Source organism: Rhizobium sp. L43 (assembly GCF_002531725.1).
Lineage (GTDB): Bacteria > Pseudomonadota > Alphaproteobacteria > Rhizobiales > Rhizobiaceae > Rhizobium.
On record NZ_NWSQ01000009.1, the window covers coordinates 114,162 to 139,892 of the forward strand.

Annotated in this window: 30 protein-coding genes, 1 tRNA gene and 1 pseudogene; 14 read left to right on the forward strand and 18 right to left on the reverse strand. The window is 61.1% G+C overall.

All coding sequences use genetic code 11. The features are described 5' to 3' along the window. Positions 1 to 54 precede the first annotated feature (54 nt). From aroQ to CO667_RS13720, 5 genes are all read left to right on the forward strand, one after another. Positions 55 to 492, forward strand: coding sequence for a type II 3-dehydroquinate dehydratase (gene aroQ / locus CO667_RS13700; protein WP_097618888.1), 438 nt, complete (start codon positions 55 to 57; stop codon positions 490 to 492). A 20-nt stretch (positions 493 to 512) separates the two neighbouring features. Then, complete coding sequence (accB, locus tag CO667_RS13705; protein WP_097618889.1) at positions 513 to 986, forward strand: acetyl-CoA carboxylase biotin carboxyl carrier protein; 474 nt, start codon at positions 513 to 515, stop codon at positions 984 to 986. Between the two features lie 4 nt (positions 987 to 990). Next, positions 991 to 2,346 (forward strand): acetyl-CoA carboxylase biotin carboxylase subunit, encoded by a 1,356-nt coding sequence (accC, locus tag CO667_RS13710; protein WP_172601182.1) that lies wholly within the window; start codon positions 991 to 993, stop codon positions 2,344 to 2,346. 7 nt (positions 2,347 to 2,353) lie between these two features. Continuing rightward, positions 2,354 to 2,968 (forward strand): leucyl/phenylalanyl-tRNA--protein transferase, encoded by a 615-nt coding sequence (gene aat, locus CO667_RS13715; RefSeq protein WP_097618890.1) that lies wholly within the window; start codon positions 2,354 to 2,356, stop codon positions 2,966 to 2,968. Between the two features lie 77 nt (positions 2,969 to 3,045). Further along, positions 3,046 to 3,975: a DUF2167 domain-containing protein gene (locus CO667_RS13720; protein WP_097618891.1), complete on the forward strand. Its 930-nt coding sequence runs from the start codon at positions 3,046 to 3,048 to the stop codon at positions 3,973 to 3,975. Positions 3,976 to 4,031: 56 nt separating this feature from the next. Here the strand turns inward: CO667_RS13720 and CO667_RS13725 are convergent, their stop codons facing one another. The 5 genes and pseudogenes from CO667_RS13725 to gatB all read right to left on the reverse strand — a co-directional run bounded on the left by CO667_RS13725 (position 4,032) and on the right by gatB (position 7,292). Beyond that, positions 4,032 to 4,472 (reverse strand): DUF2155 domain-containing protein, encoded by a 441-nt coding sequence (locus tag CO667_RS13725; protein WP_097618892.1) that lies wholly within the window; start codon positions 4,470 to 4,472, stop codon positions 4,032 to 4,034. Positions 4,473 to 4,587: 115 nt separating this feature from the next. Continuing rightward, positions 4,588 to 4,986 carry an NADH:ubiquinone oxidoreductase subunit NDUFA12 gene (locus tag CO667_RS13730; protein ID WP_097618893.1) on the reverse strand — a complete coding sequence of 133 codons (399 nt, stop codon included), beginning with the start codon at positions 4,984 to 4,986 and terminating at the stop codon, positions 4,588 to 4,590. A gap of 103 nt (positions 4,987 to 5,089) precedes the next feature. After that, positions 5,090 to 5,288, reverse strand: a pseudogene (locus CO667_RS35870) (GNAT family N-acetyltransferase); the annotation flags it as partial. Then, positions 5,284 to 5,787 (reverse strand): GNAT family N-acetyltransferase, encoded by a 504-nt coding sequence (locus CO667_RS13740; protein WP_097618894.1) that lies wholly within the window; start codon positions 5,785 to 5,787, stop codon positions 5,284 to 5,286. The gene CO667_RS13740 and the pseudogene CO667_RS35870, both read right to left, overlap by 5 nt. Before the next feature lie 2 nt (positions 5,788 to 5,789). Next, on the reverse strand, positions 5,790 to 7,292 hold the full coding sequence (gatB, locus tag CO667_RS13745; RefSeq protein ID WP_097618895.1) for an Asp-tRNA(Asn)/Glu-tRNA(Gln) amidotransferase subunit GatB: 1,503 nt from the start codon (positions 7,290 to 7,292) through the stop codon (positions 5,790 to 5,792). A gap of 148 nt (positions 7,293 to 7,440) precedes the next feature. Here gatB and CO667_RS13750 point away from each other — a divergent pair, with 148 nt between their 5' ends. After that, entirely contained in the window at positions 7,441 to 7,752 is a 312-nt protein-coding gene (locus tag CO667_RS13750; RefSeq protein ID WP_097618896.1) for a DUF1294 domain-containing protein, read from the forward strand. A 4-nt stretch (positions 7,753 to 7,756) separates the two neighbouring features. Here CO667_RS13750 and CO667_RS13755 read toward each other — a convergent pair whose 3' ends face one another. Further along, positions 7,757 to 8,266: a GNAT family N-acetyltransferase gene (locus CO667_RS13755; RefSeq protein ID WP_097618897.1), complete on the reverse strand. Its 510-nt coding sequence runs from the start codon at positions 8,264 to 8,266 to the stop codon at positions 7,757 to 7,759. Positions 8,267 to 8,574: 308 nt separating this feature from the next. Here CO667_RS13755 and CO667_RS13760 point away from each other — a divergent pair, with 308 nt between their 5' ends. After that, entirely contained in the window at positions 8,575 to 8,832 is a 258-nt protein-coding gene (locus CO667_RS13760; protein WP_097618898.1) for a YjhX family toxin, read from the forward strand. Positions 8,833 to 8,884: 52 nt separating this feature from the next. Here CO667_RS13760 and CO667_RS13765 read toward each other — a convergent pair whose 3' ends face one another. The 4 genes from CO667_RS13765 to CO667_RS13780 all read right to left on the reverse strand — a co-directional run bounded on the left by CO667_RS13765 (position 8,885) and on the right by CO667_RS13780 (position 11,866). Continuing rightward, complete coding sequence (locus tag CO667_RS13765; protein WP_097618899.1) at positions 8,885 to 9,160, reverse strand: hypothetical protein; 276 nt, start codon at positions 9,158 to 9,160, stop codon at positions 8,885 to 8,887. Between the two features lie 105 nt (positions 9,161 to 9,265). Continuing rightward, complete coding sequence (gatA, locus tag CO667_RS13770; protein WP_097618900.1) at positions 9,266 to 10,747, reverse strand: Asp-tRNA(Asn)/Glu-tRNA(Gln) amidotransferase subunit GatA; 1,482 nt, start codon at positions 10,745 to 10,747, stop codon at positions 9,266 to 9,268. Positions 10,748 to 10,804: 57 nt separating this feature from the next. After that, positions 10,805 to 11,092 (reverse strand): Asp-tRNA(Asn)/Glu-tRNA(Gln) amidotransferase subunit GatC, encoded by a 288-nt coding sequence (gene gatC / locus CO667_RS13775; RefSeq protein WP_097618901.1) that lies wholly within the window; start codon positions 11,090 to 11,092, stop codon positions 10,805 to 10,807. A 69-nt stretch (positions 11,093 to 11,161) separates the two neighbouring features. Further along, positions 11,162 to 11,866 carry a metal-dependent hydrolase gene (locus CO667_RS13780; RefSeq protein WP_097618902.1) on the reverse strand — a complete coding sequence of 235 codons (705 nt, stop codon included), beginning with the start codon at positions 11,864 to 11,866 and terminating at the stop codon, positions 11,162 to 11,164. Positions 11,867 to 12,096: 230 nt separating this feature from the next. Between CO667_RS13780 and ruvX the strand changes: the two genes are divergently transcribed. Next, positions 12,097 to 12,588 (forward strand): Holliday junction resolvase RuvX, encoded by a 492-nt coding sequence (gene ruvX, locus CO667_RS13785; protein WP_063475658.1) that lies wholly within the window; start codon positions 12,097 to 12,099, stop codon positions 12,586 to 12,588. Here ruvX and CO667_RS13790 read toward each other — a convergent pair. The 3 genes from CO667_RS13790 to CO667_RS13795 form a co-directional block, all read right to left on the reverse strand. Beyond that, positions 12,528 to 12,857, reverse strand: a complete 330-nt coding sequence (locus tag CO667_RS13790; protein WP_097618903.1) for a DUF6105 family protein — start codon at positions 12,855 to 12,857, stop codon at positions 12,528 to 12,530. The two genes, ruvX and CO667_RS13790, sit on opposite strands and share 61 nt — an antisense overlap. Then, positions 12,854 to 13,027 (reverse strand): hypothetical protein, encoded by a 174-nt coding sequence (locus tag CO667_RS35380; protein ID WP_179874137.1) that lies wholly within the window; start codon positions 13,025 to 13,027, stop codon positions 12,854 to 12,856. The genes CO667_RS13790 and CO667_RS35380 overlap by 4 nt, the downstream gene beginning before the upstream one ends. 129 nt (positions 13,028 to 13,156) lie before the next feature. Continuing rightward, positions 13,157 to 13,816 carry a TetR/AcrR family transcriptional regulator gene (locus tag CO667_RS13795; protein WP_097618904.1) on the reverse strand — a complete coding sequence of 220 codons (660 nt, stop codon included), beginning with the start codon at positions 13,814 to 13,816 and terminating at the stop codon, positions 13,157 to 13,159. A 248-nt stretch (positions 13,817 to 14,064) separates the two neighbouring features. Between CO667_RS13795 and map the strand changes: the two genes are divergently transcribed. From map to CO667_RS13825, 6 genes are all read left to right on the forward strand, one after another. Next, a complete protein-coding gene (map, locus tag CO667_RS13800; RefSeq protein ID WP_097618905.1) occupies positions 14,065 to 14,901 on the forward strand; it encodes a type I methionyl aminopeptidase in 837 nt (278 codons plus the stop codon). Positions 14,902 to 14,908: 7 nt separating this feature from the next. After that, positions 14,909 to 15,736 (forward strand): DNA repair protein RadC, encoded by an 828-nt coding sequence (radC, locus tag CO667_RS13805; protein WP_097618906.1) that lies wholly within the window; start codon positions 14,909 to 14,911, stop codon positions 15,734 to 15,736. Between the two features lie 72 nt (positions 15,737 to 15,808). Beyond that, positions 15,809 to 16,996 (forward strand): alpha-hydroxy acid oxidase, encoded by a 1,188-nt coding sequence (locus CO667_RS13810; protein WP_097618907.1) that lies wholly within the window; start codon positions 15,809 to 15,811, stop codon positions 16,994 to 16,996. 197 nt (positions 16,997 to 17,193) lie between these two features. Beyond that, positions 17,194 to 18,600 (forward strand): Si-specific NAD(P)(+) transhydrogenase, encoded by a 1,407-nt coding sequence (gene sthA, locus CO667_RS13815; RefSeq protein WP_097619006.1) that lies wholly within the window; start codon positions 17,194 to 17,196, stop codon positions 18,598 to 18,600. 64 nt (positions 18,601 to 18,664) lie between these two features. Then, positions 18,665 to 19,468, forward strand: a complete 804-nt coding sequence (locus CO667_RS13820; protein WP_097618908.1) for an endonuclease/exonuclease/phosphatase family protein — start codon at positions 18,665 to 18,667, stop codon at positions 19,466 to 19,468. A gap of 161 nt (positions 19,469 to 19,629) precedes the next feature. After that, positions 19,630 to 21,399: a radical SAM protein gene (locus CO667_RS13825; RefSeq protein WP_097618909.1), complete on the forward strand. Its 1,770-nt coding sequence runs from the start codon at positions 19,630 to 19,632 to the stop codon at positions 21,397 to 21,399. Positions 21,400 to 21,510: 111 nt separating this feature from the next. Here the strand turns inward: CO667_RS13825 and CO667_RS13830 are convergent, their stop codons facing one another. The 5 genes from CO667_RS13830 to CO667_RS13850 all read right to left on the reverse strand — a co-directional run bounded on the left by CO667_RS13830 (position 21,511) and on the right by CO667_RS13850 (position 25,712). Then, on the reverse strand, positions 21,511 to 21,930 hold the full coding sequence (locus CO667_RS13830) for a nuclear transport factor 2 family protein (RefSeq protein WP_097618910.1): 420 nt from the start codon (positions 21,928 to 21,930) through the stop codon (positions 21,511 to 21,513). 170 nt (positions 21,931 to 22,100) lie between these two features. Beyond that, a complete protein-coding gene (gene tig / locus CO667_RS13835; RefSeq protein WP_097618911.1) occupies positions 22,101 to 23,585 on the reverse strand; it encodes a trigger factor in 1,485 nt (494 codons plus the stop codon). 199 nt (positions 23,586 to 23,784) lie between these two features. Further along, a tRNA-Leu gene (locus CO667_RS13840) sits at positions 23,785 to 23,869 on the reverse strand. 152 nt (positions 23,870 to 24,021) lie between these two features. Beyond that, positions 24,022 to 24,612, reverse strand: a complete 591-nt coding sequence (locus CO667_RS13845; protein WP_097618912.1) for a GDYXXLXY domain-containing protein — start codon at positions 24,610 to 24,612, stop codon at positions 24,022 to 24,024. Continuing rightward, the gene (locus CO667_RS13850; protein WP_097618913.1) at positions 24,609 to 25,712 is read right to left on the reverse strand and encodes a DUF2157 domain-containing protein; all 1,104 of its coding nucleotides are present in this window, start codon (positions 25,710 to 25,712) and stop codon (positions 24,609 to 24,611) included. Before CO667_RS13850 ends, CO667_RS13845 begins: the two co-directional genes overlap by 4 nt. Positions 25,713 to 25,731: the final 19 nt, after the last annotated feature.

Here is a 25,731-nt window from a genome sequence, read left to right on the forward strand (position 1 = left end):
AATCGGCCTTCGCGGAGTCTATAGGTTGCCGTCGTACATTTTTCGGAACATTCGATGACGCAAACGATTTTCGTCCTGAACGGCCCCAACCTGAACATGCTGGGCAAAAGAGAGCCCGGCATTTATGGCGGCAAGACGCTGAAGGACATCGAAGCGGACTGCAAGGCGGCCGGCCGCGAACTCGGTTTCGATATCGATTTCCGCCAGAGCAACCACGAAGGCACGCTTGTGGACTGGTTCCATGAAGCGGACGAAAAGGCTGCCGGCGTTGCCATCAATGCAGGCGCCTATACGCACACATCGGTCGCACTGCACGATGCGATCCGCGCCGTATCAATTCCCGTCATCGAACTCCACATATCCAACGTGCATGCACGGGAAGAATTTCGTCACAAGTCGATGATTGCGCCAGCATGCAAGGGCGTGATCTGCGGCTTCGGGCCTCACAGCTACATCCTGGCGCTCCACGCGCTGAAGAACATCACGGCATAAGAAGAAGACAGGGCAACACCATGGTTGAAAAGAAATCGGGTATCGATCAGGCACTGATCCGCGATCTCGCCAACATCCTCAATGAGACGGATCTGACGGAGATCGAGGTCGAGCAGGACGACCTGCGCATTCGCGTTTCGCGCGCCGGCACCCAGCAATATGTCCAGGCGCCGATCGCAGCACCGGCCTATGCCGCTCCCGCAGCCGCCGCACCGGCAGCAGCAGGCGCCGCGCCGGCCGCGGCTCCCGCCCGCAACCCGGCCAATGTCGTCAATGCACCGATGGTCGGCACCGTCTACATGGCGCCGGCGCCGGGCGCGCGTGCCTTTATCGAAGTCGGCGCGACCGTCAAGGAAGGCCAGACGCTCCTCATCATCGAAGCGATGAAGACGATGAACCAGATCCCCTCGCCGAAGTCGGGCAAGGTCACCGAGATCCTCGTCGATGACGGACATCCCGTCGAATACGGCCAAGCCCTCGTCGTCATCGAATAGGCCCATGCCCATGATTTCGAAAATCCTCATCGCCAATCGCGGGGAAATCGCCCTTCGCGTGCTCCGGGCCTGCAAGGAGCTCGGCATTGCCTGCGTCGTGGTTCATTCCACCGCCGACGCCGATGCCATGCATGTGCGCCTTGCCGACGAAAGTGTCTGCATCGGCCCGCCCTCCTCGCGCGAAAGCTATCTCAATATCCACCAGATCGTCGCCGCCTGCGAGATCACGGGCGCCGATGCCGTGCATCCGGGCTACGGCTTTCTGTCGGAGAATGCCAAGTTCGCCGATATCCTCGAAGCCCACGGCATCACCTTCATCGGGCCGACGGCGGACCATATCCGTATCATGGGCGACAAGATCACCGCCAAGACGACGGCGCTGGAGCTCGGCATTCCCGTCGTTCCGGGCTCGGACGGCGAAGTGAAAACCGAAGAGGATGCGCTGAAGACGGCCGCCGAAATCGGCTATCCCGTGCTGATCAAGGCCACGGCCGGCGGCGGCGGACGCGGCATGAAGGTCGCCAAGAGCGAGGCCGACCTGATCGAGGCCTGGTCGACGGCGCGCACGGAGGCGGCAGCCGCCTTCGGCAATGATGCCGTCTACATGGAAAAATACCTCGGCAAGCCGCGCCACATCGAAATCCAGGTGTTCGGCGACGGCGAAGGCAATGCCATCCATCTCGGCGAGCGCGACTGCTCGCTGCAGCGCCGCCACCAGAAGGTCTGGGAAGAGGCGAATTCGCCGGCACTCAACGTCGAGCAGCGCATGAAGATCGGCCAGGTCTGTGCCGACGCCATGAAGAAGCTGAAATATCGCGGCGCCGGCACGATCGAATTCCTCTACGAGAACGGCGAGTTTTATTTCATCGAAATGAACACCCGTCTGCAGGTGGAACATCCGATCACTGAAGCGATCACCGGCATCGACCTCGTGCACGAGCAGATTCGCGTCGCCTCCGGCGGCGGTCTCTCGGTGACGCAGGATGAAGTGCATTTTTCCGGCCACGCCATCGAGTGCCGCATCAATGCCGAGCACCCGCGCACCTTCGTGCCCTCGCCCGGCACCATCACGCATTTCCACGCGCCGGGCGGCCTCGGCGTGCGCATCGATTCGGGTGCCTATCAGGGCTACAAGATCCCGCCCTATTACGACAGCCTCATCGGCAAGCTGATCGTGCACGGCCGTACCCGCGTCGAATGCATGATGCGCCTGCGCCGGGCGCTCGACGAATTCGTGGTCGACGGCATCAACACGACGCTGCCGCTGTTCCAGGATCTCGTCTCCAACCAGGATATCGCCAACGGCGACTACGATATCCATTGGCTTGAACACTACCTCGCCAACACGCCGGCGGCATAGGACAGGAATGGCAGGATCGCGCAGGAAGTCACCAGGCATTACCCCTGATATCCTCCTGCGCGCCTATTCCATCGGCCTCTTCCCGATGGCCGAATCCGCCGACGACCCGGAGATTTTCTGGGTCGAGCCGGAACTGCGCGGCGTGCTGCCGCTCGACCATTTCCACGTGTCGAAGAGCCTTGCCAAGACGGTGCGCAGGAACCCCTTCGAAATCCGGTTCGATCACGCTTTCGATCAGGTGATCGCAGCCTGTGCCGAGGAGACATCCGGACGCCCGAGCACCTGGATCAACAGGACGATCCGATCGCTCTATTCGACGCTCTTCGACATGGGCCATGCCCACACCGTCGAAGCCTGGGACGGCGATGAACTGGTCGGCGGCCTTTACGGCGTCTCGCTCGGCTCCGCCTTCTTCGGCGAAAGCATGTTTTCGCGCCGGACGGATGCCTCGAAGATCTGCCTCGTGCATCTGGTCAAGCGGCTCAGGGAGAAAGGCTTCACCCTGCTCGATACACAGTTCACCACCGAGCACCTGAAGACGTTCGGAGCGATCGACGTTGCGAAGGCAGAATATGCGGCGCTGCTTGCCGCCGCGATGGAATCGCCACACCTCAAGTTTTAAGTGGGTTCAGTTCCCCCTCACGTTGATTTTTCCGGCCGATTTGAATAGGGGTCGAAAATGCAACGGGGGATAGAATTTTGAAGCGATATTTTGCTGCGGCGATGCTTTTCGCCTTGTTTACGGCTCATGCCGATGCACGCCCTTACCAGGAGATGTTCCCGGACAGGAGCGATTTTTCAGATGCTGAAAAACCATTGCTGGAAAAGCTCGACTTTCAGCAAGGTACGATCAAGCTGCCTGACGCGAAGGCAACGCTGAACGTGCCGGCGGGCTTCTACTATCTCAATTCCGCGGATACGAAGAAGGTGCTGGTCGATATCTGGGGAAATCCGCCGCAGGCGGCGGAGCGGACGATGGGAATGATTTTCCCGGCGAAATATGCGCCGACCGACGTCGAATCGTGGGGTTCGGTCGTGAAATATAGCGCCGACGGTTATGTCTCGGACGCCGATGCCGCCACGACGGACTATGACGAACTGCTGCAGAACATCAAAGATTCAATCAAGGAAAACAACGTCGAGCGCGAAAAGCAGGGGTTCGAAAAGATCACGCTTGTCGGCTGGGCCTCGACGCCGCATTACGACAAAACTGCGCATGCGATGCATTGGGCGCGCGATCTACTGTTCGGCGATGACGCGCAGACGCCACACACGCTGAACTATTCCGTGCGCGTGTTCGGTCGCGAGGGTGTATTCGAGTTCGACTTCGTCGCCGGCCTCGAGCAGTTGAAGGAGATCGAGGAGGTTATTCCGACCGTCACCAAGCTGGTGCAGTTCGACAAGGGAATGGCCTATACCGACTACGTCGAAGGCGACAAGATCGCAGCTTATGGGATGGCCGGGATGATCGCCGCGGGCGCAGGCGCCAAGATCGCCGCGAAGGTAGGACTGCTGGCGTTAGCCGCTGCCTTCCTCAAAAAGGCCGGCATCCTGATCGTCGTCGTGCTTGGCGGCGCGCTCCGCTTTGCCAAGGGCCTTTTTTCGAGAAACAAGCCACCCGCGGCCTGAGGATTGGTGCCGAAAATGTAAGCGGATTTCGGGAATCCGCTCACGGCCGACATGAATCAGCGGGCTGTCGCCTTGGCGCCGTCAGGGGCCGGGACGTCCGAGTTCGTCTTGCAGTCCTTTAGCCAGACATCGTAGATCGGGTGCTCGACGGCGTTGAGGCCAGGGCTGGCGGCGAACATCCAGCCGGTGAAGATGCGGCGGATCTTGCGGTCGAGGGTGATCTCGTCGACCTCGACGAAACCGTCGATCTTCTGCGCTTCCGCCTGGTCGCGCGAATAGCAGGCCTTCGGTGTCACCTGCAGCGCGCCGAACTGCACCGTCTCGTTGACATAGACGTCAAAGGTCGTGATGCGGCCGGTGATCTTGTCGAGGCCGGAGAAGACGGCGACCGGATTTTCGATGCGTGCGGCATTTGCCGCAACTGGGGGAAGCAGGGCCGAGAGCGCCAGCAGCGATCCGGCGGCACGCAGCACGATGTTCCGCGTGAAGAGCTTCATATGTACCCGTCTCCAGACATTTTCAGTTCAACACCGCGGTCAAGCGCGGCCAACCTGCGGGTAAAGGTCAATTGTGGCCAAAAGCCGGGCTAGGGGGTCGCCCGGTCGAGCCGTCTCAGTTGCCCGGCGTCCAGGCGTCGTAATCGCCGGTGACGCGCGGCCGCTCGCCCGGAATGGCGATGGAACCCGGCGGACGGTAAGCCTGCGGAGAACCGGTGAAGTTGGGGCGATGCACCTTCTGCCATTCCTTGGCAACGTAGTTTTCCTTGGACGGAGGAACATCGGTGCGATGATGCATCCAGCCATGCCAGCCCGGCGGAATGGCGGAAGCATCGGCATAACCCTTGTAGATTACCCAGCGCTTCGGCAGTCCGTAGGACGACATGCCGCCTTCGTAATAGATATTGCCGAATTCATCCTCGCCGACGCGCTTGCCGAAACGCCAGGTCGCAAAACGCGTGCCCATCGTCTGACCGTTCCACCAGGTAAAGGTTTGAACCAGAAGATTCCACATGTCTTTTCCTTGTGCCCGCCAGATGCGGGCCAAACCAGAATTCGTTTCCTCGCTTATGCCGTCGCCAAGCCGAATTGTCCAGCGATTCCACGAGAGCCGAGGGTCATTTCAAGGCCATCTTGAAGCCCAGATGCGAGGGCTTGAAGCCCAGTCGCTCATAGAAACGATGGGCATTCCTGCGGATCGCATTCGAGATCAACGCTACCCCGCCCGATCCCGCGGCCTTTTGCCTCGGCAATGGCGAATTCGATCATTCGTGCGCCGATCCCCTGCCCGGGTAACTCGGCCGCCACGGCCTCAATGCCCGTCGAGCGGTTTTTCGAAGATCAGCGAGGGAATGCCGGATTGCCCGGCCCCGCTATTCTCGTTGCGGCCGACCTCGGTGAAGCCGTGCGAGAGATAGAAGGCGATTGCCGCCGCATTCCGCGGCTCGACTTCGAGGCGCATGATCTCCGCATCCGGAAAACAGGTTTCAAGCTCGGCGAAGAGATCGCGGCCGATGCCCTGTCGCTGCAGCGCCGGGCTGACATAGAGGAGATGCAGCATGACCGTCTTCGTCAAGGCCTCTGACATTGCCGCATAACCCATGCCGCCGATATTGCGGCCGTCGTCGGCAACGAGGAATTCGGCGTCCTTTCGCACCAGGCGCGCCTTGAGCGCCGCCGGCGAAAAGAGATGGGCGATCAGCTCGCCAACCCTAGCTGCACCGTGGATGCCGTCGTAGGTCGCATGAAAACTGTCGACCAGCAGGGCGCGCACCTTCCCCAGGTCGCGCTCGGCGGCGGTGCGGACGAAGTACACTGCTATTCCTCGATGCCGAGCTTCGCCTTGACGAGCGCCTGGACAGCCTGCGGATTGGCCTTGCCGCCGGTCGCCTTCATCACCTGGCCGACGAACCATGCGGCCAGGGTCGGCTTCGCCTTGACCTTTTCCACCTGATCGGGATTGGCGGCAATGATCTCGTCCACGGCCTTTTCGATCGCGCCGGTGTCCGTCACCTGCTTCATGCCACGCGCTTCGACGATCTCGGCGGGATCGCCGCCTTCGGTCAGCACGATCTCGAAAAGATCCTTGGCGATCTTGCCGGAGATGGTTCCGGCCTTGATGAGATCGATGATGGCGCCGAGCTGGGCCGGCGAAACCGGCGTCTGCTCGATGTCCTTGCCGGTGCGGTTCAGTGCGCCGAGCAGATCGTTGATCACCCAGTTCGCCGCGGTCTTGCCGTCACGCCCTGCGGCGACGGCTTCGAAATAATCGGCGATCGCCTTTTCGGAAACGAGCACCGAGGCGTCGTAGACCGACAGGCCGAGTTCGCGCACGAAGCGCTCCTTCTTGTCGTCGGGCAGTTCCGGCAGATCCGCCGCGAGCGCCGTGATGAAGGCATCGTCGAATTCGAGCGGCAGCAGGTCCGGATCGGGGAAATAGCGATAGTCGTGCGCATCCTCCTTGGAGCGCATCGAGCGCGTCTCGCCCTTGTTCGGATCGAAGAGGCGCGTCTCCTGCTCGATCGTGCCGCCGTCCTCCAGAATGCCGATCTGGCGGCGGGCTTCATATTCGATCGCCTGGCCGATGAAGCGGATGGAGTTGACGTTCTTGATCTCGCAACGCGTGCCGAAATCCTCGCCCGGGCGGCGGACGGAGACGTTGACATCGGCGCGCATCGAGCCTTCGTCCATGTTGCCGTCGCAGGTGCCGAGATAACGCACGATCGAACGCAGCTTGGTCATATAGGCCTTGGCTTCGTCGGACGAACGCATGTCGGGCTTGGAGACGATCTCCATCAGCGCGACGCCGGAACGGTTCAGGTCGACATAGGACATGGTCGCGTGCTGGTCGTGCATCGACTTGCCGGCATCCTGCTCCAGGTGCAGGCGCTCGATGCCGATCTCGATATCCTCGAACTGGCCCTGACGGTCCGGCCCGAGCGAAATGACGATCTTGCCCTCGCCGACGATCGGATCCTTGAACTGCGAGATCTGATAGCCCTGCGGCAGGTCGGGATAGAAATAGTTCTTGCGGTCAAAGAGCGAACGCTTGTTGATCTGCGCTTTGAGGCCGAGGCCGGTGCGCACGGCCTGCCTGACACATTCCTCGTTGATGACGGGCAGCATGCCGGGCATGGCGGCATCGACCAGCGAGACGTTGGAATTCTGCGGCTTGCCGAATTCCGTCGAAGCGCCGGAGAAGAGCTTCGAATTGGACAGCACCTGGGCATGGACTTCCATGCCGACGATGACTTCCCAGTCGCCGGTGGCGCCGGGGATGAAGCGTTTCGGATCGGGCGTGCGGACGTCGACAAGGGTCATCTGATACTCTTTGCAGGCTGTTCTTTTCCATTGGTGAGGTAAAGGAAATGGCGTGCCGGTGCAAGGCTTTCGCCATGGCGTGCAACGCGGTTTGACGGAGGACGGCGACATTTGCCGGGGGTTAACCGAGGCACGATAGAGTTGCCCCATGACGATCATCGATATCATCAAATTGGCCGCACTGTTTCTGTCGCTGAACCTCCTCGTCTTCTTGATCTATTTCCTCGACAAGCAGGCGGCGCGCAAGGGTGGGTGGCGCATCAGCGAGCGCACGCTTCTGACCCTTGCACTGATCGGCGGTAGCCTTGGCGCGATGGCGGCGCAGCAACTTCTGCGCCACAAGACGAGAAAGGAGCCGTTCCGGTCGATCCTGGCGGCGATCCTGATCCTCCACGGCGCTTTGGTCACGGCGCTGGCCTTTGCGACGCTATGGGGTCCTCGGCTTCTTCTGAATTTTTGAACCGTCAGAATTCCTGCCCGTATCCGCCTTCGCCATCCGAGACGAGCGTTTTCGTCAATCCAACCGAGGGCACGTCGCGGTCGAGCTTCGGATTATAGGCGACCGAGAGCCAGTGGATGCTGTAGCGGTGTTTCCGGAAGAAGCCGATCGCCTCGCCATTGCCGGAATGGGTCTGCATTGCCGCCTTCCCGAAGCCCTGCTCGGCGATATCCTTTTCGATGCGCTCGAGAAGCGCCGAACCGAGCCCCTGGCGGGTGAAGGCGGGATCGATCCAGAAATCCGAGATCGTTTCATCCAGCCCCTCGCGCGCCGCCCAGCCTGCGACCTGGCCGTTCTGCTCGACGACGGTGATGGTCAGCCAGTTATTTTCCGCGAAGTTGCGAAAGGCATTGCGGGCTGCGTCGATCATCGCGTCCGATTCGCCGATCGACGCCATCGCCTTTTGCCAGGCCCTCAGGCCGATTTCGCTCAATAGCGCCGCTTCGCCGTCGCGGGCATTGCGAATGTGGATCAACGACACCTCCGCGTTACCCCGCAACTACACCATTGAGTCGCGGAATTTACCAGTGCCCGCAGCGGGATGATGAACGGAAACTGCTGATTTCGACCGGTTTGATCGGCGAGCACGGACTTGACCGCTTTTTCCGAGCTGAATAAAAAAACTTATCGAGGTGTTTTATGTTGAGCCTGTCACAGACCCGGTAAAGGCCCTGCCCGCAAGTCCGCTTGCGCGCATGGGCCCGAAAAAACGAAGCCCTGACGTTCGAAAGAGCGCCAGATCGTTTTTGTGCGCCCTGCCCGGGCGCGATACCGGATCTCAACATGGATATTTCCCGCTCGGAGCAGCGCATCCTGCATCTCATGGCCCAAGGCGGCCGCATCGAAATTGCTCGCGACGACAACAGAAAGATCGAGACGGTCAGTTGCTTCACCCGCGACGGCTGGCTCTACCCCGGCGTCGACCTTGATCTCTTCCGCAGACTGAAACGGCTAAGGGCCATCAAGTCCGCAAGCGGTCAGCCCTACCGGATCACCGAGAGAGGGCTGAGGTTGGTGAGGTCGCAGCTCAACAACAGGTAATTCATGCAACCATCCTGACCGCGCTGGAAACCGGTGCGGTCAGGGCATGCTCTCAAGCTTTTGCAGAAAGTTCCGTCCGCATTGCCGACCACTCATCGGCCATCGTGCCCGTGCCGCGCGTCTTGCCGGCGCGGCGATACCAGTAATCGGCATTCCAGTCATCGCCCTCGATGCGATGGCAAAGCGCATGGCCCCAGTCGAACGACTGTTCGCCTTCATGGCGCTGGCAGATGTCGTGTACCGCCTGCCAATCCGCGCCCATGGTGAAGCCGCCGGCAGCAAGGCGATCCGCTGCCTCGATCAATCGCGCAAGATCATTGTTCGGCATGAGACCTTCCCGGTTCCGGCTGTCAATTAACCAATCATGCGGCAAACGGGACAGCGCCGACCGCTTCGTGGTCGGCAGCCGCTATTTTTCGGATCGTGAGGTCCGTTACCACCACTTGGCGGGTGTAAACCGGCCGGCCGCCTGTTCGATGACATGGGCTGTTTTGAACAGGGTTTCCTCATCGAAGGGCTTGCCGATCAGCTGCAGGCCGAGCGGCAGGCCCTTCTGGTCGAGGCCGGCGGGCACGGCGATGCCGGGCAGGCCTGCCATGTTGACCGTCACCGTGAAGATGTCGTTCAAATACATCTTCACCGGATCGGCAGCGAGGTTCTCATCGGCGACGCCGAAGGCCGACGACGGCGTCGCCGGCGTCAGGATGGCGTCGACGCCGGCGTCGAAGGCCAGTTCGAAATCGCGCTTGATCAGCGTACGCACCTTCTGGGCGCGGATGTAATAAGCATCGTAGTAGCCGGCCGACAGCACATAGGTGCCGATCATGATGCGGCGCTTGACTTCCTTGCCGAAGCCTGCGGCCCGCGTCTTCTCGTACATTTCGACGATATCCTTGCCGTCGACGCGCAAGCCGTACCGCACGCCGTCGTAACGCGCGAGGTTCGAGGATGCCTCGGCCGGAGCGACGATGTAATAGGCCGGAAGGGCGTATTTGGTGTGCGGCAGCGAGATGTCGACGATTTCGGCGCCGGCGTCCTTCAGCCAGGCGATGCCCTGGCGCCAGATGGCTTCGATCTCATCCGGCATGCCTTCGACGCGGTATTCATTGGGAATGCCGATCTTCATGCCCTTCAGCGACTGGCCGAGGGCTGCCTCGTAATCCGGCACCGGCAGATCGACCGACGTCGTGTCCTTGGCATCGACGCTTGCCATCGACTTCAGAAGAATGGCGGCATCGCGCACGTCGCGGGCGATCGGGCCTGCCTGGTCGAGCGAGGAAGCGAAGGCGACGGTGCCCCAGCGCGAGCAGCGGCCATAGGTCGGCTTGATGCCGACGGTGCCGGTGAAGGCGGCCGGCTGGCGGATCGAGCCGCCGGTATCCGTTGCCGTGGCGCCGGCGCAAAGATGGGCGGCAACGGCTGCGGCCGAGCCGCCCGAGGAACCGCCGGGCACGAGCTGCTGGTTGGAGCCTGCGGCCCGCCAGGGATTGATCACCGCACCATAATACGAGGTCTCGTTGGACGAGCCCATGGCGAACTCGTCCATGTTGAGCTTGCCGAGCATGACGGCGCCGTCATCCCAAAGGTTCTGCGTCACGGTCGATTCATAACGCGGCTCGAAACCATCGAGAATGTGGCTGCAGGCCTGGGTGTGCACGCCGACGGTGGCAAAGAGATCCTTGATGCCGAGCGGAATGCCTTCGAGGTCGCCCGCCTTGCCGGCAGCGATGCGCTCGTCGGAATTCTTCGCCATGAGGCGGGCGAGATCGGGCGTCACCTTGATATAGGCGTTCAACCGGTCATTGGCCGCATCGATCGCCGAAATATAGGCTTCGGTCAGTTCGGTCGCGGTGATTTCCTTGCCGCGCAGCTTCTGGCGGGCTTCGGCAATGGTCAGGCTGGTGAGTTCGCTCATGATGTGTTCGCTTCAGATCTGGAAATGGCAACAGGGTCGGAAAGAGGCGTTCCAGCCTTATTCGACGACTTTCGGCACCAGGAAAAAATTGTGATCGGTGACGGGTGCGTTGGCGACGATATCGGCTGCCTTGCTGCCGTCGGTCACCGCATCGGTCCGCTTCTTCATCGCCATCGGGGTGACTGACGTCATCGCTTCGACGCCGTCGACATTGACTTCGGAGAGCTGCTCGACGAAGCCGAGGATGCCGTTCAGCTCGCCGACCATGCGATTTGCCTCGTCCTCGGAGACGGCAATACGAGCAAGTTTGGCGACGCGCTTCACGGTGGCAAGATCGACGGACATGGCATTCTCCGGATAGGATTTTTCCTACCCGCTATAAAGGCCATGTCCGCCTTGCGCAACGGGGTTTCGTCAGATCGACAGGCTCTCGGAAGGCTTCATTGCCTTCACGTCCGTCTGCGATCCTTCCATGCCGGCAATGAATTTTTCGGCCGTCTGCTCGATGATCGGGAAGGTGCCGTAGTGGCAGGGGATCGCGGTCTTGAAGTTGAAATAGCGCCGGCAGGCAAGGGCTGCCACGGCGCCGCCCATGGTGAAGCGGTCGCCGATCGGCACGAAGCCGATATCGGGCTGGTGCAGCTCATTGATCAGCGCCATGTCGGAGAAAATGTCGGTATCGCCCATGGCCAGAATCGAGGCTTCATCGTCGAAATGCAGCATCAGACCGTTGGCGTTGCCGAGCGCGTGCGAGACGCCGTCTTCGGTGATCTGGGCGGAGGAATGCAGCGCATTGGTAAAGGTCGCCGAGAAGCTGCCGAGCGCGATCGTGCCGCCGGTATTGCCCATCTCGATCTTGTCGACGCCCTTGGAGCCGAGCCAGGCGGCGAGATCGGCATTGGCGAGAACGACGGCGCCGGTTTCCTTGGCGAGTGCGATGGTGTCGCCGACATGGTCGCCATGACCATGGGTCAGCAGGATGTGGGTAATGCCTGCCGCGACATCCTTGATATCCTGGCCGGAAAACGAGGCGTTATAGCTGAGGAACGGGTCGAGCAGGATCTTCGCCTTTCCGGTCTCGATGCGGAAGGCGGAATGGCCGAGCCAGGTGATCTTCATGAAATCTCTCCTTTATTACGTGATGTAAAAGCCGGTTTGGATGAGAGATCCGGATGATTTTGGGCCGGATCGGCCCAAAATCTGAATCCGCATCTCAATCAAAGAATTGGAGCATGATGTCGTCCGAAAACCGCTCACACTTTTCGGCATCATGCTCTAAGGACATATCTCATACGGCCGCAAAGAAAAGCGGCGGCGACTTCAATTTCTTTTGACGGAGTGAAACGGCGATGACGGTGCTGACAATCGAGGAAATGGCCGAGACGCTCGCGCCGCGGCAGGCGATTGCCGGCCTCGATCTCGGCACCAAGACGATCGGGCTGTCGATGTCCGATCTTGGGCGTCGTTTCGCCACGCCGCGCACGGTGATCCGGCGCGTCAAGTTCACCATCGATGCGCAGGCGCTGTTGGACTTCGCACAATCGGAAAAGGTCGCGGGCTTCATCATCGGCCTGCCGATGAATATGGACGGATCGGCGGGTCCGCGGGTGCAGGCGACGCGCGCTTTCGTGCGCAATATGGAGCAGAAGACGGCGCTGCCCTTCGTCTATTGGGACGAGCGGCTTTCGACGGTGGCGGCCGAACGGACGCTGCTTGAAATGGACGTCTCACGCGCCAAGCGGGCCGAACGGATCGATTCGGCCGCGGCAAGCTTCATCCTTCAGGGCGCGCTCGACAGGCTTTCCTTGCTGGCAAGGTCGGGAGACGAATTCAGCGCCTGACGCGCCTTCCACCAGGCGATGATCGACTTGCGCTTTCTGAAGCCGAGGATGGCGAAGACGACGAGGCTATCGACCGCGATCGCGCGGGCCACGAGCGGCGGAATGGTCTCCGGCGGAATGCCGAGCGCCTTTCCGTAAAGCTCGAAGGTCAGGTCATGGACCTGCCGCGTCAGCATGAAGATACCGAAATTCATGTCGTAATAGGAGAGCCAGTACCATCCGCCGAGAAAGACGATCGGGCCGGCCCAGAAGAATAGAAACCACTTCATGCGGCCTCTCCTCCCTGCTTGCGCGCAACGGGCAGATCGAGGGAGACCAACCAGGTCGACAATGCCATGATGCAAAGGACCAGCGTGGGAATTGCGATATCCAGCGCCAGGACTGCGAAGAACATCATCGCCGTTACGAAAAACGTGGCTTTAGCGATCTTGGTTCCCATGGACAACTCGGGGGCTCTCACTCATTCCATCTCTGCTCACCGCCACACTGCCGAGTTAACCGTGGCCGGGCAACGTAAACCATTCGTTAAGGTTAACGTGGCGCCCGCCCCCTGTGGATGAAGCAGCTATCAGCCGTAGACGCCGCGCACGATGCGCTTCAGCGCCGTCGCCGCCTTCTCCCAGTCTTTCGATGTCTTCAGCGACAGACCGGCGCACTGCCCACCGCTTGCTGCGGCAAGCACGAGGTGCTGGATCGCAGCGATGATGACGGCGTTGACGGCTGCCGCATCCACGCCCTTCGGCGGCGCCAGCGACCCGCGCATGCGCTCCAGCCAGAGAGCGAGCGCTTTCGACCGCGCTTCGGAGAGCCGCCTCACCTGCTCGGTATTCTCAGATATTTCCCAGGCGAGGATGCGGCGCATCAGCGGATCATCTCTCAACGCGTCGAGGAGGAGAAGCGACAGCCGCTCCATCAGGTCACCATAGGTGAGCAGGAACATGCCGCCGGCATCTTCCGGAATGCGATCCTTCACCCATGTGCCGAGATCGGCGCCGATCGCCTCGACCAGGCCGTCGAGGCCGCCATAGTAGCGGTAGATCAGCTGCTTGTCGCAACCGGCGCGGCGGGCGACGGCATTGATGCCGAAATTCTGGAAGCCATGCTCGGCCAGCAGGCCCTTGGCGGCAGCAAGGATTGCCCGCTCGGTGGCGCCGCGATCACGCACGCGCCGTTCCGGCTCGCCGCCAGCCTCCGGTAAAATCTCAAGATTTATCGCTTCATTCAGCATGAATGACCCTTCCCCACTGTCACCAATCGGTGAGTAGCGAGCAGGCTTCACGCAATCAATCCTATCCCCTTGGGAAGATTGTGGATATTTCCGCGGGGCCGATGATTTGGTCTCGGACGGATGTGGAAAGCAGCATGGCAAGCTGGTCGGAACCGTTCAGAAATCTCGTCCGGGCTGTTGATCGCGATGGACGAACCCGGCATAGCTGCATTATGAACAATTCTAATATTCTCCACTAAGGCCCTGCAATGGTGAACTATATCGAAGCCTCTTCCGCGCCCTCGAAGAATACGGGCGCCATCCGGCTTTATGACGCTGAAGCGTTCGAGGGCATGCGCAGGGCATGCCAGCTGACGGCGCGCTGCCTCGATGCGCTGGCCGATATCGTCAAACCGGGTCTGGTGACCGACGACGTCGACCGGTTCGTCTTCGATTTCGGCATGGATCATGGCGCCCATCCGGCGACTCTGAACTATCGCGGCTACACCAAATCGACCTGCACCTCGATCAACCACGTCGTCTGCCACGGCATTCCAAACGACAAGCCGCTGCGCGAAGGCGATATCGTCAATATCGACGTTACCTTCGTGCTCGACGGCTGGCACGGCGATTCCAGCCGGATGTATCCTGTCGGCACGATCAAGCGCGCCGCCGAGCGACTGCTCGAAGTCACTTATGAATCGCTGATGCGCGGCATTTCCGCCGTCAGGCCCGGCGCCCGCACCGGCGCGATCGGCGAGGCGATCCAGACCTATGCCGAGGCAGAGCGCTGCTCGGTGGTGCGCGATTTCTGCGGCCACGGCGTCGGCCGGCTGTTCCACGATTCGCCGAATATCCTGCATTACGGCCGCGCCAACGAAGGGCCGGAGCTGCGCGAAGGCATGATCTTCACCATCGAGCCGATGATCAATCTCGGCCGGCCGCATGTGAAGGTGCTCGCCGACGGCTGGACGGCGGTCACCCGCGACCGCTCGCTTTCTGCCCAGTACGAACATACCGTCGGCGTCACCTCCGACGGCTGCGAGATCTTCACGCTGTCGCCCGGCGGCCTCGACCGCCCCGGCCTGCCGTCGCACAACGGGTAACGCTCCGATGGCGAAAGGCCCTGTTTCGACATCTTCCGACGACGAGCTGCCTTTCCCAACGCAAGAGCCCATTGCCGCCGACGAACGCTCGTTCTTCGGCGGCCAGCCGGCAAAGCCTTCGGCATCAAAGGCCAAGAGCGCCCTGCCCGCCTCACTTGGCGTGCAAGAGCATTATCACGGCCATCGCGAGCGGTTGCGTGACCGCTTTCGTGAGCTGGGCGACACCGCGCTTGCCGACTACGAAATCCTCGAACTCTTGCTTTTCCGGCTGATCCCGCGGCGCGACACCAAGCCGATCGCCAAGGCGCTGATCGAACGCTTCGGCTCGCTTTCCGGCGTCTTCGGCGCGCCCGCAGCGCTGCTGACGGAGGTGAAGGGCGTCGGCGAGGCGGTGGCGCTCGACCTGAAACTGATCTCGACCGTCGCCCACCGGACGCTGAAGAGCGAGCTCAGGAGCAAGCAGGTGCTCTCCTCCTGGTCGTCGGTCATCCAATATTGCCATGCCGCCATGGCGCACGAGACCCGCGAACAGTTCCGCATCCTTTTCCTCGATAAGCGCAATGTGCTGATCGCCGACGAGGTGCAGGGCCGCGGCACGGTCGACCATACGCCGGTCTATCCGCGCGAGGTGGTGAAACGCGCGCTCGAGCTTTCGGCAACGGCGATGATCCTGGTTCACAACCACCCCTCCGGCGACCCGACACCATCACGCGCCGACATCGACATGACGAAGGTGATCATCGATGCCGCCAAGGCACTCGACATCACCGTCCACGACCACGTCATCATCGGCAAGGACGGTCATGTCAGCCTGAAGGGGCTGAAGCTGATCTGAACAAACATTGCGGCTGATCGCCGACGAAATGCAGAGCCCCGCCCGCCCGAAATACCGAGAAGATGAAGCTCCATGACGATCCACAGCGGTAACACCGAACGATCGACCCGGCTCTGCCGTGACGTGCTCTGCCTCGATGATTTTGAAATGAAGGCGCGGCGGCATCTGCCAAAGCCTCTCTTCGGTTATATCGCCGGCGCAACCGAGACCAATGCCTCGCTGCGGCATAATGCAGAGGCCTTCCAGGCCTATGCCTTCCGGCCACGTGTCCTTCGGGACGTCTCGAAACGCAGCACCGAGACGAGCCTCTTCGGCAAGACCCATGCCGCGCCATTCGGCATCGCGCCGATGGGTATCAGCGCGCTGATGGCCTATCGCGGTGACATCGTGCTCGCGCAAGGAGCGGATCAATCGGGAATCCCGATGATCTTAAGCGGTTCATCACTTATCCCTCTGGAAGAGATCGCTGCGGTTTCGCCGCAAGCATGGTTTCAGGCCTATCTCCCCGGCGAACCCGACCGTATCGATGCTCTCATCGATCGCGTCGGCGCGGCCGGCTTGCGCACACTTCTGCTGACCGTGGACACGGCCACGCTGCCAAATCGTGAAAACAATGTAAGGGCCGGATTTTCGACGCCTTTGCGTCCTGGTCTCCGCCTGGCATGGCAGGGCATCTCGCACCCGCGCTGGACTACCGGCACATTCCTGCGCACGATCGTCCGGCACGGTATCCCGCACTTTGAAAATTCCTATGCCACAAGGGGGGCGCCGATCATCTCCTCGAATGTCACGCGCGATTTCGGCAGGCGCGACCATCTCAACTGGAACCATTTGGAGCGGATACGCAACAGGTGGTCCGGCAAACTCGTGGTCAAGGGGATCATGCATCCTGACGACGCGGCACGGGCTGTCGACACCGGGGTGGATGGAGTGATCGTCTCCAACCATGGCGGCCGCCAGCTCGACGGTACCGCATCTCCCCTTCAGGTCCTTCCGGAGATTGCGGCTCGTGTCGGAGACAGCGTTGCCGTGATGGTCGATGGCGGTTTCAGGCGTGGAACTGATATCATAAAGGCCCTCGCGCTCGGGGCCTGTTTCGTGTTCGTGGGCAGGCCGTTCCTCTATGCCGCAGCCGTCGCGGGCCTACCGGGCGTGCTGAAGGCGGCCGATATCCTAAAAACGGAACTGCATAGCAACATGGCGCTGCTCGGCGTCACCAAGGTGGGCGATATTTCCGCAGACTACATCACCCGTGCATGAAATGCCGTCGCGCGCCGGCATTGATATGACTGAGGTGGTTGGGTAAAGCTGTTTCCCGAATGGCTCACTTGCCCGAAAAAGCGCCCGTCAGGAGCAATCAGGCTGCCGTAAAACAATCTGTAACATTGACCGGCTACCGATAGACGGGCGACATCTTTGCGTCGCAAAATGATTCCTTTCCAATCCGGGGCTTGATGATGCTTCAGTACGATCTTGTTGTGGTGGGCAGCGGTCCGGCAGGGCGCCGCGGCGCGATCCAGGCTGCCAAACTCGGCAAGAAAGTGCTTGTCATCGAGCAGGGCAAACGCGTCGGCGGCGTGTCCGTGCATACCGGCACCATCCCTTCCAAAACGCTGCGCGAGACCGCGCTCAATCTTTCCGGCTGGCGTGAACGCGGCTTCTACGGCCGGTCCTACCGGGTCAAGGAAGAGATCAGCGCGGATGACCTGCGCCGCCGCCTGCTGATTACGCTCAACCACGAGGTCGAGGTGCTGGAACACCAGTTCGCCCGCAACCGCGTGCAGCATATTCGCGGCAAGGCGAGCTTCATCGATGCGTCGACGCTGCAGGTGATCAAGGATGACGGCGAGATCACGCAGGTCACCGCCGCCAGCGTGCTGCTCGCCGTCGGCACAAAGCCGTTCCGCCCTGATTACATCCCCTTCGACGGCAAGACGGTTCTCGACAGCGACGAACTGCTCGACATCCAGGACCTGCCGCGCTCGATGGTCGTCATCGGCGCCGGCGTCATCGGCATCGAATATGCGACGATCTTCAGCGCGCTCGACACGGCCGTCACCGTCCTCGACCCGAAGGCGACGATGCTCGACTTCATCGACAGAGAAATCATCGAGGATTTCACCTATCAGCTGCGCGACCGCAACATGAAGCTGCTGCTCGGCCAGAAGGCCGACAAGGTGGAAACGCTCGACAACGGCAAGGTCGAGCTGACGCTCGACAGCGGCCGGCGCCTGACGACCGACATGGTGCTTTTCGCCGCCGGCCGCATGGGGGCGACCGACGCTCTGAACCTTCCGGCGATCGGCCTCGAGGCCGACAGCCGCGGCCGTCTCAAGGTCAATCCGGAGACGTTCCAGACATCGGTTGCCAATGTCTACGCCGCCGGCGACGTCGTCGGCTTTCCGAGCCTCGCCTCGACCTCGATGGAACAGGGCCGCATCGCCGCCCGCGTGGCGATCGGCGCCGTCGCCAAAGAGCCGCCGAAATATTTCCCCTACGGCATCTATGCCGTGCCGGAGATTTCCACCTGCGGCCTGACCGAAGAAGAGATGAAGGAGCGCGGCATTCCCTATGAATGCGGCATCGCCCGCTTCCGCGAGACTTCGCGCGGTCATATCATGGGCCTCGACACCGGGCTTTTGAAGCTGATCTTCTCGCTGAAGACGCGCCGCCTGCTCGGCGTGCATATCGTCGGCGAAGGCGCCACCGAGCTGGTCCATATCGGCCAGGCCGTGCTCAACCTCAAAGGCACGGTCGAATATTTCGTCGAAAACACCTTCAACTATCCGACACTCGCCGAAGCCTACAAGATCGCCGGCCTCGATGCCTGGAACCGGATGGGCGACATCAAGTCGGAACTCTAAAGTCGGTCGCGCAGTCGACGGAACTGCCGTCTAAGTCCAGCCGCCAAAACGGAGCCGAACGGCATTGCGCATCATTTCGCTGAACGCATGGGGCGGCAGGCTGCATGAGGCCCTGATCGGCTATATCAGACAGGCCGATCCGGATGTGCTGTGCCTGCAGGAGGTGTTGCGGACGCCGGGTGCGGATTGCGGATGGTCGATATATCGGGATGCGGGACTGGAGCTGCCGCAGCGCTTCAATCTATTCGCCGAGATCAGCGCCGCCCTGCCCGGCCACGACGGCTTCTTCTGCCCGACATCGAGAGGCGAGCTCTTCGACGGCGATCGCGCCATCGCCGCCGAATTCGGGCTGGCGACCTTCGTGCGCAAAACCCATTCGGTCATCGGAGACGGGCTGGACTTCGTGCATGGCCGTTTTTCCGCCGATGGCTGGGGCGACCATCCGCGGCCGCGAAACGCCCATTGCATCCGCCTCTTCAACCATGAGCGCAGCCGCGTCGTGACGATCGCCCACCTGCATGGCCTGCGCGATCCCGCAGGCAAGGGCGACACGTCGGCGCGCCAGGACCAGGCTGCAGCGCTGGTCCGGCTCATCGAGCGCGTCTGGCCGGGCGACGAAGGACTTGTCGTCTGCGGCGATTTCAATGTTTTGCCCGACAGCGCGACCTTTGCGATTCTCGCCAGACTCGGGCTTTCGGATCTCGTCACCGGAAACGGCCTTGTAGACACGCGAACCTCCTACTATCTGAAGCAGGACCGCTTTGCCGACTACATGCTGGTCACACCGGCGGTGAAGCTTGGCAAATTCGAGGTGGTCGAGGCGCCCGAGGTCTCCGACCACCGCGCATTGCTGCTCGATATCGGGTAGTATATTGAGGAATGATACGCTGCGCGGAGCGTTTCGCGCGCAGTGCCGTTTTTTAAGCCTTCGTTTGAACCCTCATAAGTCGCATTGATACGCCATGCATGATATGTGCCTTCAACTCCATTTTGCCTCCGGCAAAAGCGTCTGAAGAAAGATAGATACTCTTGTCCCATGTCTTGGAAGCTGCGCGCCGACGTTTTCAGTTGATCCTGATCAAGCCGTCGCATTATGACGATGACGGCTATGTCATTCGCTGGTGGCGGGCGATGATCCCCTCCAATTCGCTTGCGGCTCTCTACGGCATCGCCGCCGAATGCGCCGAGCGCAAGGTGCTCGGGCCCGATACCGCGATCGACATCACCGTGATCGACGAGACCAACACGCGGATCGATGTCGCCGGACTGCTGGCGCAATTCAAGCGCCATGACAATTTCGGCATGATCGCGCTCGTCGGCGTCCAGACCAACCAGTATCCGCGCGCGCTGGATATCGCCCGGCCGTTCCGCGATGCCGGCCTGCCGGTTTCGATCGGCGGCTTCCATGTTTCCGGTTGCCTGTCGATGCTGGATGGCAAGGCCGTCGGGCTCGATGCCTGCCGTGACATGGGCATATCGATGTTTGCCGGCGAGGCCGAGGGCCGGCTGGAGATGGTGCTGCGCGATGCCGCTGCCGGCGAGCTGAAGCCGCTCTACAATTTCATGAACGATCTTCCGGGCATCGGCGGCACGCCGGTTCCTTTCCTGCCGAAGGACAATATCCAGCGCACGCTCGGGCTCAGCACCAGCTTCGATGCCGGGCGCGGCTGTCCCTATCAGTGCTCGTTCTGCACCATCATCAACGTACAGGGACGCAAGTCGCGCTTCCGCTCGGCCGACGACGTCGAAAAGCTGGTGCGGATGAACTGGGCTCAGGGCATCCACAAATTCTTCATCACCGACGACAATTTCGCCCGCAACAAGGATTGGGAAGCGATCTTCGACCGGTTGATCGAGCTCAAGGAGCGCGACGGCATTCCGCTCGGCCTGATGATCCAGGTCGACACGCTCTGCCACAAGATCCCGAATTTCATCGAAAAATCCCGGCGCGCCGGCGTCACCCGCGTCTTCATCGGCCTCGAAAACGTCAATCCGGACAATCTGACCGCCGCCAAGAAGAACCAGAACAAGATCACCGAATACCGCAAGATGCTGCTCGCCTGGAAGGCGCAGGGCATCATGACGCTCGCCGGTTATATCCTGGGCTTCCCCGCCGACACGCCGGAATCGATCCGCCGCGACATCGCGATCATCCAGGAAGAGCTGCCGCTCGACGTCATCGAATTCTTCATCCTGACGCCGCTGCCGGGCTCCGAGGACCACCAGGTCCTGTGGAAGAAGGACGTCGACATGGATGCCGATCTCAACATCTATGATGTCGAACACGTCTGCACCGCGCATCCGAAGATGAGCAAGCAGCAATGGGAAGACATCTACCACGAGGCCTGGGCGCTCTATTACTCGCCCGATCACATGAAGACGCTGCTGCGCCGCGCCGTGGCGACCGGGGTGCCGCTCGCAAGGCTCGTCAAGGTTCTCGTTTCCTTCGCGACCACCGTACCGTTGGAAAATGTGCATCCGCTGCAAAGCGGCCTGCTGCGCCTGAAGACGCCGTCGGAGCGGCGCCCGGACCTGCCGCGCGAAAATCCGCTGGTCTTCTGGCCGCGCTTTGCCTGGGAAACCTTCCGCAAACATGCGTCGCTCGCCGGCACGATCATCGGCCTGACGATCTCGGCCTTCCTGATTTCAAGGGATGCGAAGTCGAAGACCTATATGGATCAAGCCCTGACGCCGGTCGCCGACGACGAAGAGGAAACGCTCCACCTCTTCACCCAGACATCAGGCGGCGCCGCAGCCGTCAGCCATGTCAGGAAAGTCGCACAACTGACAGGGCATTGAGCTGCAATTCTTGCAACGGCGGCCGACGCCTGGCGGCCGAAAACATGGGCGGCTTCAAACTTAGATCAAGTTTGAAGCCGCGCTTTTAAGCGCTTCGACCTGGATGCCCGTTTAAGCGATTTGGATTATCTGGGCCGTCTCGGCCACTTGCAGCGTGTCGACGAATTCGACGATCTTGACCGGTTTCCCATCCTGGAAATGGATTTTGTCGACGAATTCCGTTTGGAAGCTCGCGCCCGATGGGATGTGCCTGACCTCGCCTTCGCGGTGGGCAAAGACCATTTGCTCGTCTTCGTCCACATAGATGGCTGTCCTGATCTTCGATAGGTCCCATACTGTGATCAGCTGCGTTATCGCCTGGCGAAACGCATGCCCGCTTGTTTCAGTTGAAAAGGGCGCCAGCCTGGTATTGCCGACCATGCGAAAGGTGCACCCCTCGCCGAGCAGCGCCAGCGTGGCCTCGACATCGCCGCGGTCACGCACAGCATACATTTCCTCCACGAGCTTCTTCATGTCGTGCTTTGCAGTCATTGTCAGGTCCTCCCACCATCAGCGAAATCTGCAGTGAATTATACTTTATTGCAACTCTTTGTTGCTGCAGCTGTATCGGAGAAGACGTTCGGGAAGGAACTACCCCGGATCATAGAAAAAGGCCTCGCACGATGGTGCGAGGCCTTGCAAACTTCAGAACTGAAAAGCGATTATTCAGCGCTTTCGTCAGCCGCCTTCTTCTTCGGAGCAGCCTTCTTCTTCGGTGCGGCTTCTTCGCCTTCACCGGCCTCGGCAGCTTCGGCCTTGGCGGCAGCCTTCTTCTTCGGCGCGGCCTTCTTGGTCTCGGCCTTGGTCTCGCCTTCTTCCTCGGCGAGCAGCTCTTCCTTCGTCACCTTCTTGTCGGTGACGTCGATTTCGGTCAGCAGGTGATCGATGACCTTCTCTTCGAAAATCGGCGCGCGGATCGAAGCGGCGGCACCCGGCTGGCTGCGGAAGAACTCGAGGATCTGCTTTTCCTGGCCCGGATACTGGCGCAGCTGATCGTAGATGGCGCGCTGCATTTCGTCTTCGCTGACTTCGACACCGGCCTTTTCGCCGATTTCGGAGAGAACGAGGCCGAGGCGGACGCGACGCTCGGCGAGCGTCTTGTATTCCTCGCGTGCCTTTTCTTCGGTCGTGTCTTCGTCCTCGAAGGTCTTGCCTGATTGAGCGAGGTCGTTGTTCACCTGGCTCCAGATGCCGTTATATTCGGCGTCAACCAGCGAGTTCGGGGTCTCGAACTTGTACATCTCGTCGAGCTGGTCGAGGATCTGGCGCTTCAGCTTCTGGCGGGTCAGCGAGCCGTACTGCGATTCGATCTGACCGCGGACGATTTCCTTCAGGCGGTCGGCGGATTCGATGCCGAGCTTGGAGGCGAGTTCGTCGTTGATCTCGACATCGGCAGGTGCTGCAACGTCCTTGACCGATACGTCGAAGGTCGCTTCCTTGCCGGCGAGGTTCTTGGCCGGATAGTCGGCCGGGAAGGTCACGGTGATGGTCTTCTCATCGCCGGCCTTGACGCCGACGAGCTGGTCTTCGAAGCCCGGGATGAAGCGGCCGGAGCCGAGCACCAGTTCGGCGCCCTGGTCGGTGCCGCCCTCGAAGGCTTCGCCGTCGACCTTGCCGACGTAATCCATGGTGATGCGGTCGCCGTTGGCGGACTTGCCGGTCTTGGTCTCGTAAGCGCGGGCGCTTTCGGCAACCTTCAGGACCTGCTCGTTGACTTCGTCGTCCGAGATATCGATGACTTCGCGCGTGACCTTGATGCCCTTGACCGACTTCAGTTCGATCGGCGGCAGCACTTCATAGGAGAGCGTGAATTCGAAGTCCTGCTCGGCGGCGAGGATCTTATCGGCTTCGTCCTTGTCCTCAGTCATGGCGATTTCGGGCTGCGTGGCCGACTTTTCGCCGCGGCTGGACAGGATGGCTGCCGGCTGCTCGCGGACGATCTCGTTGACGAGGTCGGCCATGATCGACTTGCCGTAAACCTTCTTCAGGTGAGCAGCGGGGACCTTGCCCGGACGGAAGCCGTTGATGCGAACCTTGTCCTTCACATCGGCAAGACGCTCATTCATCTTGTCCTGCATGTCCTTGGCCGGGATAACGACCTTGATTTCGCGCTTCAGCCCTTCAGCGAGCGTTTCGATAACCTGCATGTCTTCCTACCTTCATGTCGTGGCGGCCGTGCCCAGACGCCGTTCGTTTCGATGAGCACGACGCCGGCAGCGTGCCGCGCGTGGCTTTTCCCAATTCCGTATCATTCCGCCCGAAGCGGAACGGCACTCGCGGGCTATTCGGGACAACTCTCAATTGTTCTGGAACAACCGATTCTTAGTCTCCCACCTGCAAACAGCTTGGTGCGGGTAGAGAGACTTGAACTCCCACGCCTTGCGGCACCAGAACCTAAATCTGGCGTGTCTACCAATTTCACCATACCCGCGTTCACAAAACCGCATGCCAATGCCTGCGCATGAGGCCTTCCGGAGCGCGGCGTCTCTATATCACCCGATTTGGCCGAGGCAAAGGAAAAATGAACGGTCAATGACAGCGATCTGCGCCTCACAAGCCGCCTTGCTGCGAAGCGCCATCGGATCAGTAAAGCGGCTCGTCGTAAACCGGCTTGCCGTCAACGAGAAGGCTGCGAATCTGCGGGCTTCCCGCTGGCGAGACGCGCACTGATATTGCGACATTGCCGTCATTGCGGGCCTCCTCGATCGGCTTCCCCTCGCCTTCCGGAACATAGTAGCGCTCGATGCCATATTCGACACGGATGCTGTCGCCCGAGGCAAGCCCGCTGCTGTAGAATGGCTGGCTGCGCAGGATCACGGTCTCCGGCTGCGGCGGCAGTTCATGAAAGGACGATTCGATCACTGTCCAGAAACCGTCCTGCTGCTTCTTCAACCGGACCCATAATACGCGTTCGCCGGGCTCGGCCGGAATGCCGCCGGAAACCGTCTGCACCGGCACCGAGGAAATGTCGTAGTTCAAGATGACATAATCGCCGCGCAGGAAATCGCGCGGGTCGACGGGCGCCGTCTTCAGCAGCACCTCGGCGCCATTGCTGAGGATCGATGCCCGGCTCTGGATGATCGCGCCGAGGATCAGGGTCTGCAGGCCGGCGATGATGATCGCCGACAGCAGATAACCCTTGCCGGATTGCAGCCTTGCCATGAACGAGCTCATGCGCGCTCCCCCTGTGCATTCGCCGAAAACCGCCGCTCGAGACGGATGACGATCCAGGCGACAAGCGCCACCACGAGACCGGAGAACAGGAAGAGGCTCGACGTGCCGAGGATCGAGCCGACGGTGACGGAGGCGAGATAAAGCATCTCCGCGGCGAAGGTGGTGTAGGCGAGATAACGCACCGCGCCATTGTCCCTGCCGTGCAGAGCGATCGCCAGCACGGAAGCGGCGAGCGTCGCCAGCCCGAGCACCACCAGCCGCCAGCCATCCTCGATCTCGATATGCAGCAGCAGGAAACCGATCGCCGCGACGAGGAAGCTGTAGAAGGCCGGGGCAGCACCAGCGCTCCTGACCAGGGAAGCGATGCGCGGGAGCGGCAGCGCCGTCAGGACGACGGCGGCCATGCCGCCGACGGCGAAGGCGAGCGCCACGGCAATCTCCTCATAAAGAGTATAGAGCCAGGCGAGCCAGCCGATCAAAAGCAGATAGGCCAGATGGCGGGCCCGCTCGGTGCCAGTATAACGCACCAGGGCGATTGTGATCGCCGCCATGACGGGCGCCATCCAGGGATCGACACCAATCCAATGCGTGTCGTTATTCTCCAGGTAGACGGCAAACGACGCCCAGGAGAGGAAGCCGGCGACGACGGTCACGGCGCCCGAACGGAACAGGATTGCCGAAATCGCAGCGATGGCGAACCAGAGATACATCACCGTCTGCTCGTCGCCGGAGAGATGATACATCTGGCCGACCAGCGAGATGGCGCCGCCGAAACTCATTGCACCGATGACCAGCAAGCCGCCTGCGGCCGCCGCCGCACCGCGGGCGAGCATCCGGGCGGCGGCGATGTGCACCACCCAGATCAGCGCCAGGATGACGCCGACGCGGACAAGGCGCGGGATAGCCTCCCAGTTGGAGGCGACGACCAGCAGGATGGCGGCTGCAAGCAGCACCGCCGCCAGCGCCATCAGCACCCGGCCGAGGCTGAAGCTTGACGGGCGGCTGTCATATTCGGCGAGAAGTGCGCCTGCCGTTTCCTGCCCGAGCAGGCCCTTGCCTACCCAGAGCGAGAGATCCCGCTCTAATCTGCCGCGATACATGCTCCACCCCTTATTTCGC

Excerpts from the sequence above, each read along its gene's own strand:
- aroQ (WP_097618888.1), top strand. The coding sequence starts at position 55 with ATGACGCAAACGATTTTCGTCCTGAACGGCCCCAACCTGAACATGCTG.
- accB (WP_097618889.1), top strand. The coding sequence starts at position 513 with ATGGTTGAAAAGAAATCGGGTATCGATCAGGCACTGATCCGCGATCTC.
- accC (WP_172601182.1), top strand. The coding sequence starts at position 991 with ATGCCCATGATTTCGAAAATCCTCATCGCCAATCGCGGGGAAATCGCC.
- aat (WP_097618890.1), top strand. The coding sequence starts at position 2,354 with ATGGCAGGATCGCGCAGGAAGTCACCAGGCATTACCCCTGATATCCTC.
- CO667_RS13725 (WP_097618892.1), bottom strand. The coding sequence starts at position 4,472 with ATGAAGCTCTTCACGCGGAACATCGTGCTGCGTGCCGCCGGATCGCTG.
- CO667_RS13730 (WP_097618893.1), bottom strand. The coding sequence starts at position 4,986 with ATGTGGAATCTTCTGGTTCAAACCTTTACCTGGTGGAACGGTCAGACG.
- gatB (WP_097618895.1), bottom strand. The coding sequence starts at position 7,292 with ATGACCCTTGTCGACGTCCGCACGCCCGATCCGAAACGCTTCATCCCC.
- CO667_RS13750 (WP_097618896.1), top strand. The coding sequence starts at position 7,441 with ATGACGATCATCGATATCATCAAATTGGCCGCACTGTTTCTGTCGCTG.
- CO667_RS13760 (WP_097618898.1), top strand. The coding sequence starts at position 8,575 with ATGGATATTTCCCGCTCGGAGCAGCGCATCCTGCATCTCATGGCCCAA.
- CO667_RS13765 (WP_097618899.1), bottom strand. The coding sequence starts at position 9,160 with ATGCCGAACAATGATCTTGCGCGATTGATCGAGGCAGCGGATCGCCTT.
- gatA (WP_097618900.1), bottom strand. The coding sequence starts at position 10,747 with ATGAGCGAACTCACCAGCCTGACCATTGCCGAAGCCCGCCAGAAGCTG.
- gatC (WP_097618901.1), bottom strand. The coding sequence starts at position 11,092 with ATGTCCGTCGATCTTGCCACCGTGAAGCGCGTCGCCAAACTTGCTCGT.
- CO667_RS13780 (WP_097618902.1), bottom strand. The coding sequence starts at position 11,866 with ATGAAGATCACCTGGCTCGGCCATTCCGCCTTCCGCATCGAGACCGGA.
- ruvX (WP_063475658.1), top strand. The coding sequence starts at position 12,097 with ATGACGGTGCTGACAATCGAGGAAATGGCCGAGACGCTCGCGCCGCGG.
- CO667_RS13790 (WP_097618903.1), bottom strand. The coding sequence starts at position 12,857 with ATGAAGTGGTTTCTATTCTTCTGGGCCGGCCCGATCGTCTTTCTCGGC.
- CO667_RS35380 (WP_179874137.1), bottom strand. The coding sequence starts at position 13,027 with ATGGGAACCAAGATCGCTAAAGCCACGTTTTTCGTAACGGCGATGATG.
- CO667_RS13795 (WP_097618904.1), bottom strand. The coding sequence starts at position 13,816 with ATGCTGAATGAAGCGATAAATCTTGAGATTTTACCGGAGGCTGGCGGC.
- map (WP_097618905.1), top strand. The coding sequence starts at position 14,065 with ATGGTGAACTATATCGAAGCCTCTTCCGCGCCCTCGAAGAATACGGGC.
- radC (WP_097618906.1), top strand. The coding sequence starts at position 14,909 with ATGGCGAAAGGCCCTGTTTCGACATCTTCCGACGACGAGCTGCCTTTC.
- CO667_RS13810 (WP_097618907.1), top strand. The coding sequence starts at position 15,809 with ATGACGATCCACAGCGGTAACACCGAACGATCGACCCGGCTCTGCCGT.
- sthA (WP_097619006.1), top strand. The coding sequence starts at position 17,194 with ATGCTTCAGTACGATCTTGTTGTGGTGGGCAGCGGTCCGGCAGGGCGC.
- CO667_RS13830 (WP_097618910.1), bottom strand. The coding sequence starts at position 21,930 with ATGACTGCAAAGCACGACATGAAGAAGCTCGTGGAGGAAATGTATGCT.
- tig (WP_097618911.1), bottom strand. The coding sequence starts at position 23,585 with ATGCAGGTTATCGAAACGCTCGCTGAAGGGCTGAAGCGCGAAATCAAG.
- CO667_RS13845 (WP_097618912.1), bottom strand. The coding sequence starts at position 24,612 with ATGAGCTCGTTCATGGCAAGGCTGCAATCCGGCAAGGGTTATCTGCTG.
- CO667_RS13850 (WP_097618913.1), bottom strand. The coding sequence starts at position 25,712 with ATGTATCGCGGCAGATTAGAGCGGGATCTCTCGCTCTGGGTAGGCAAG.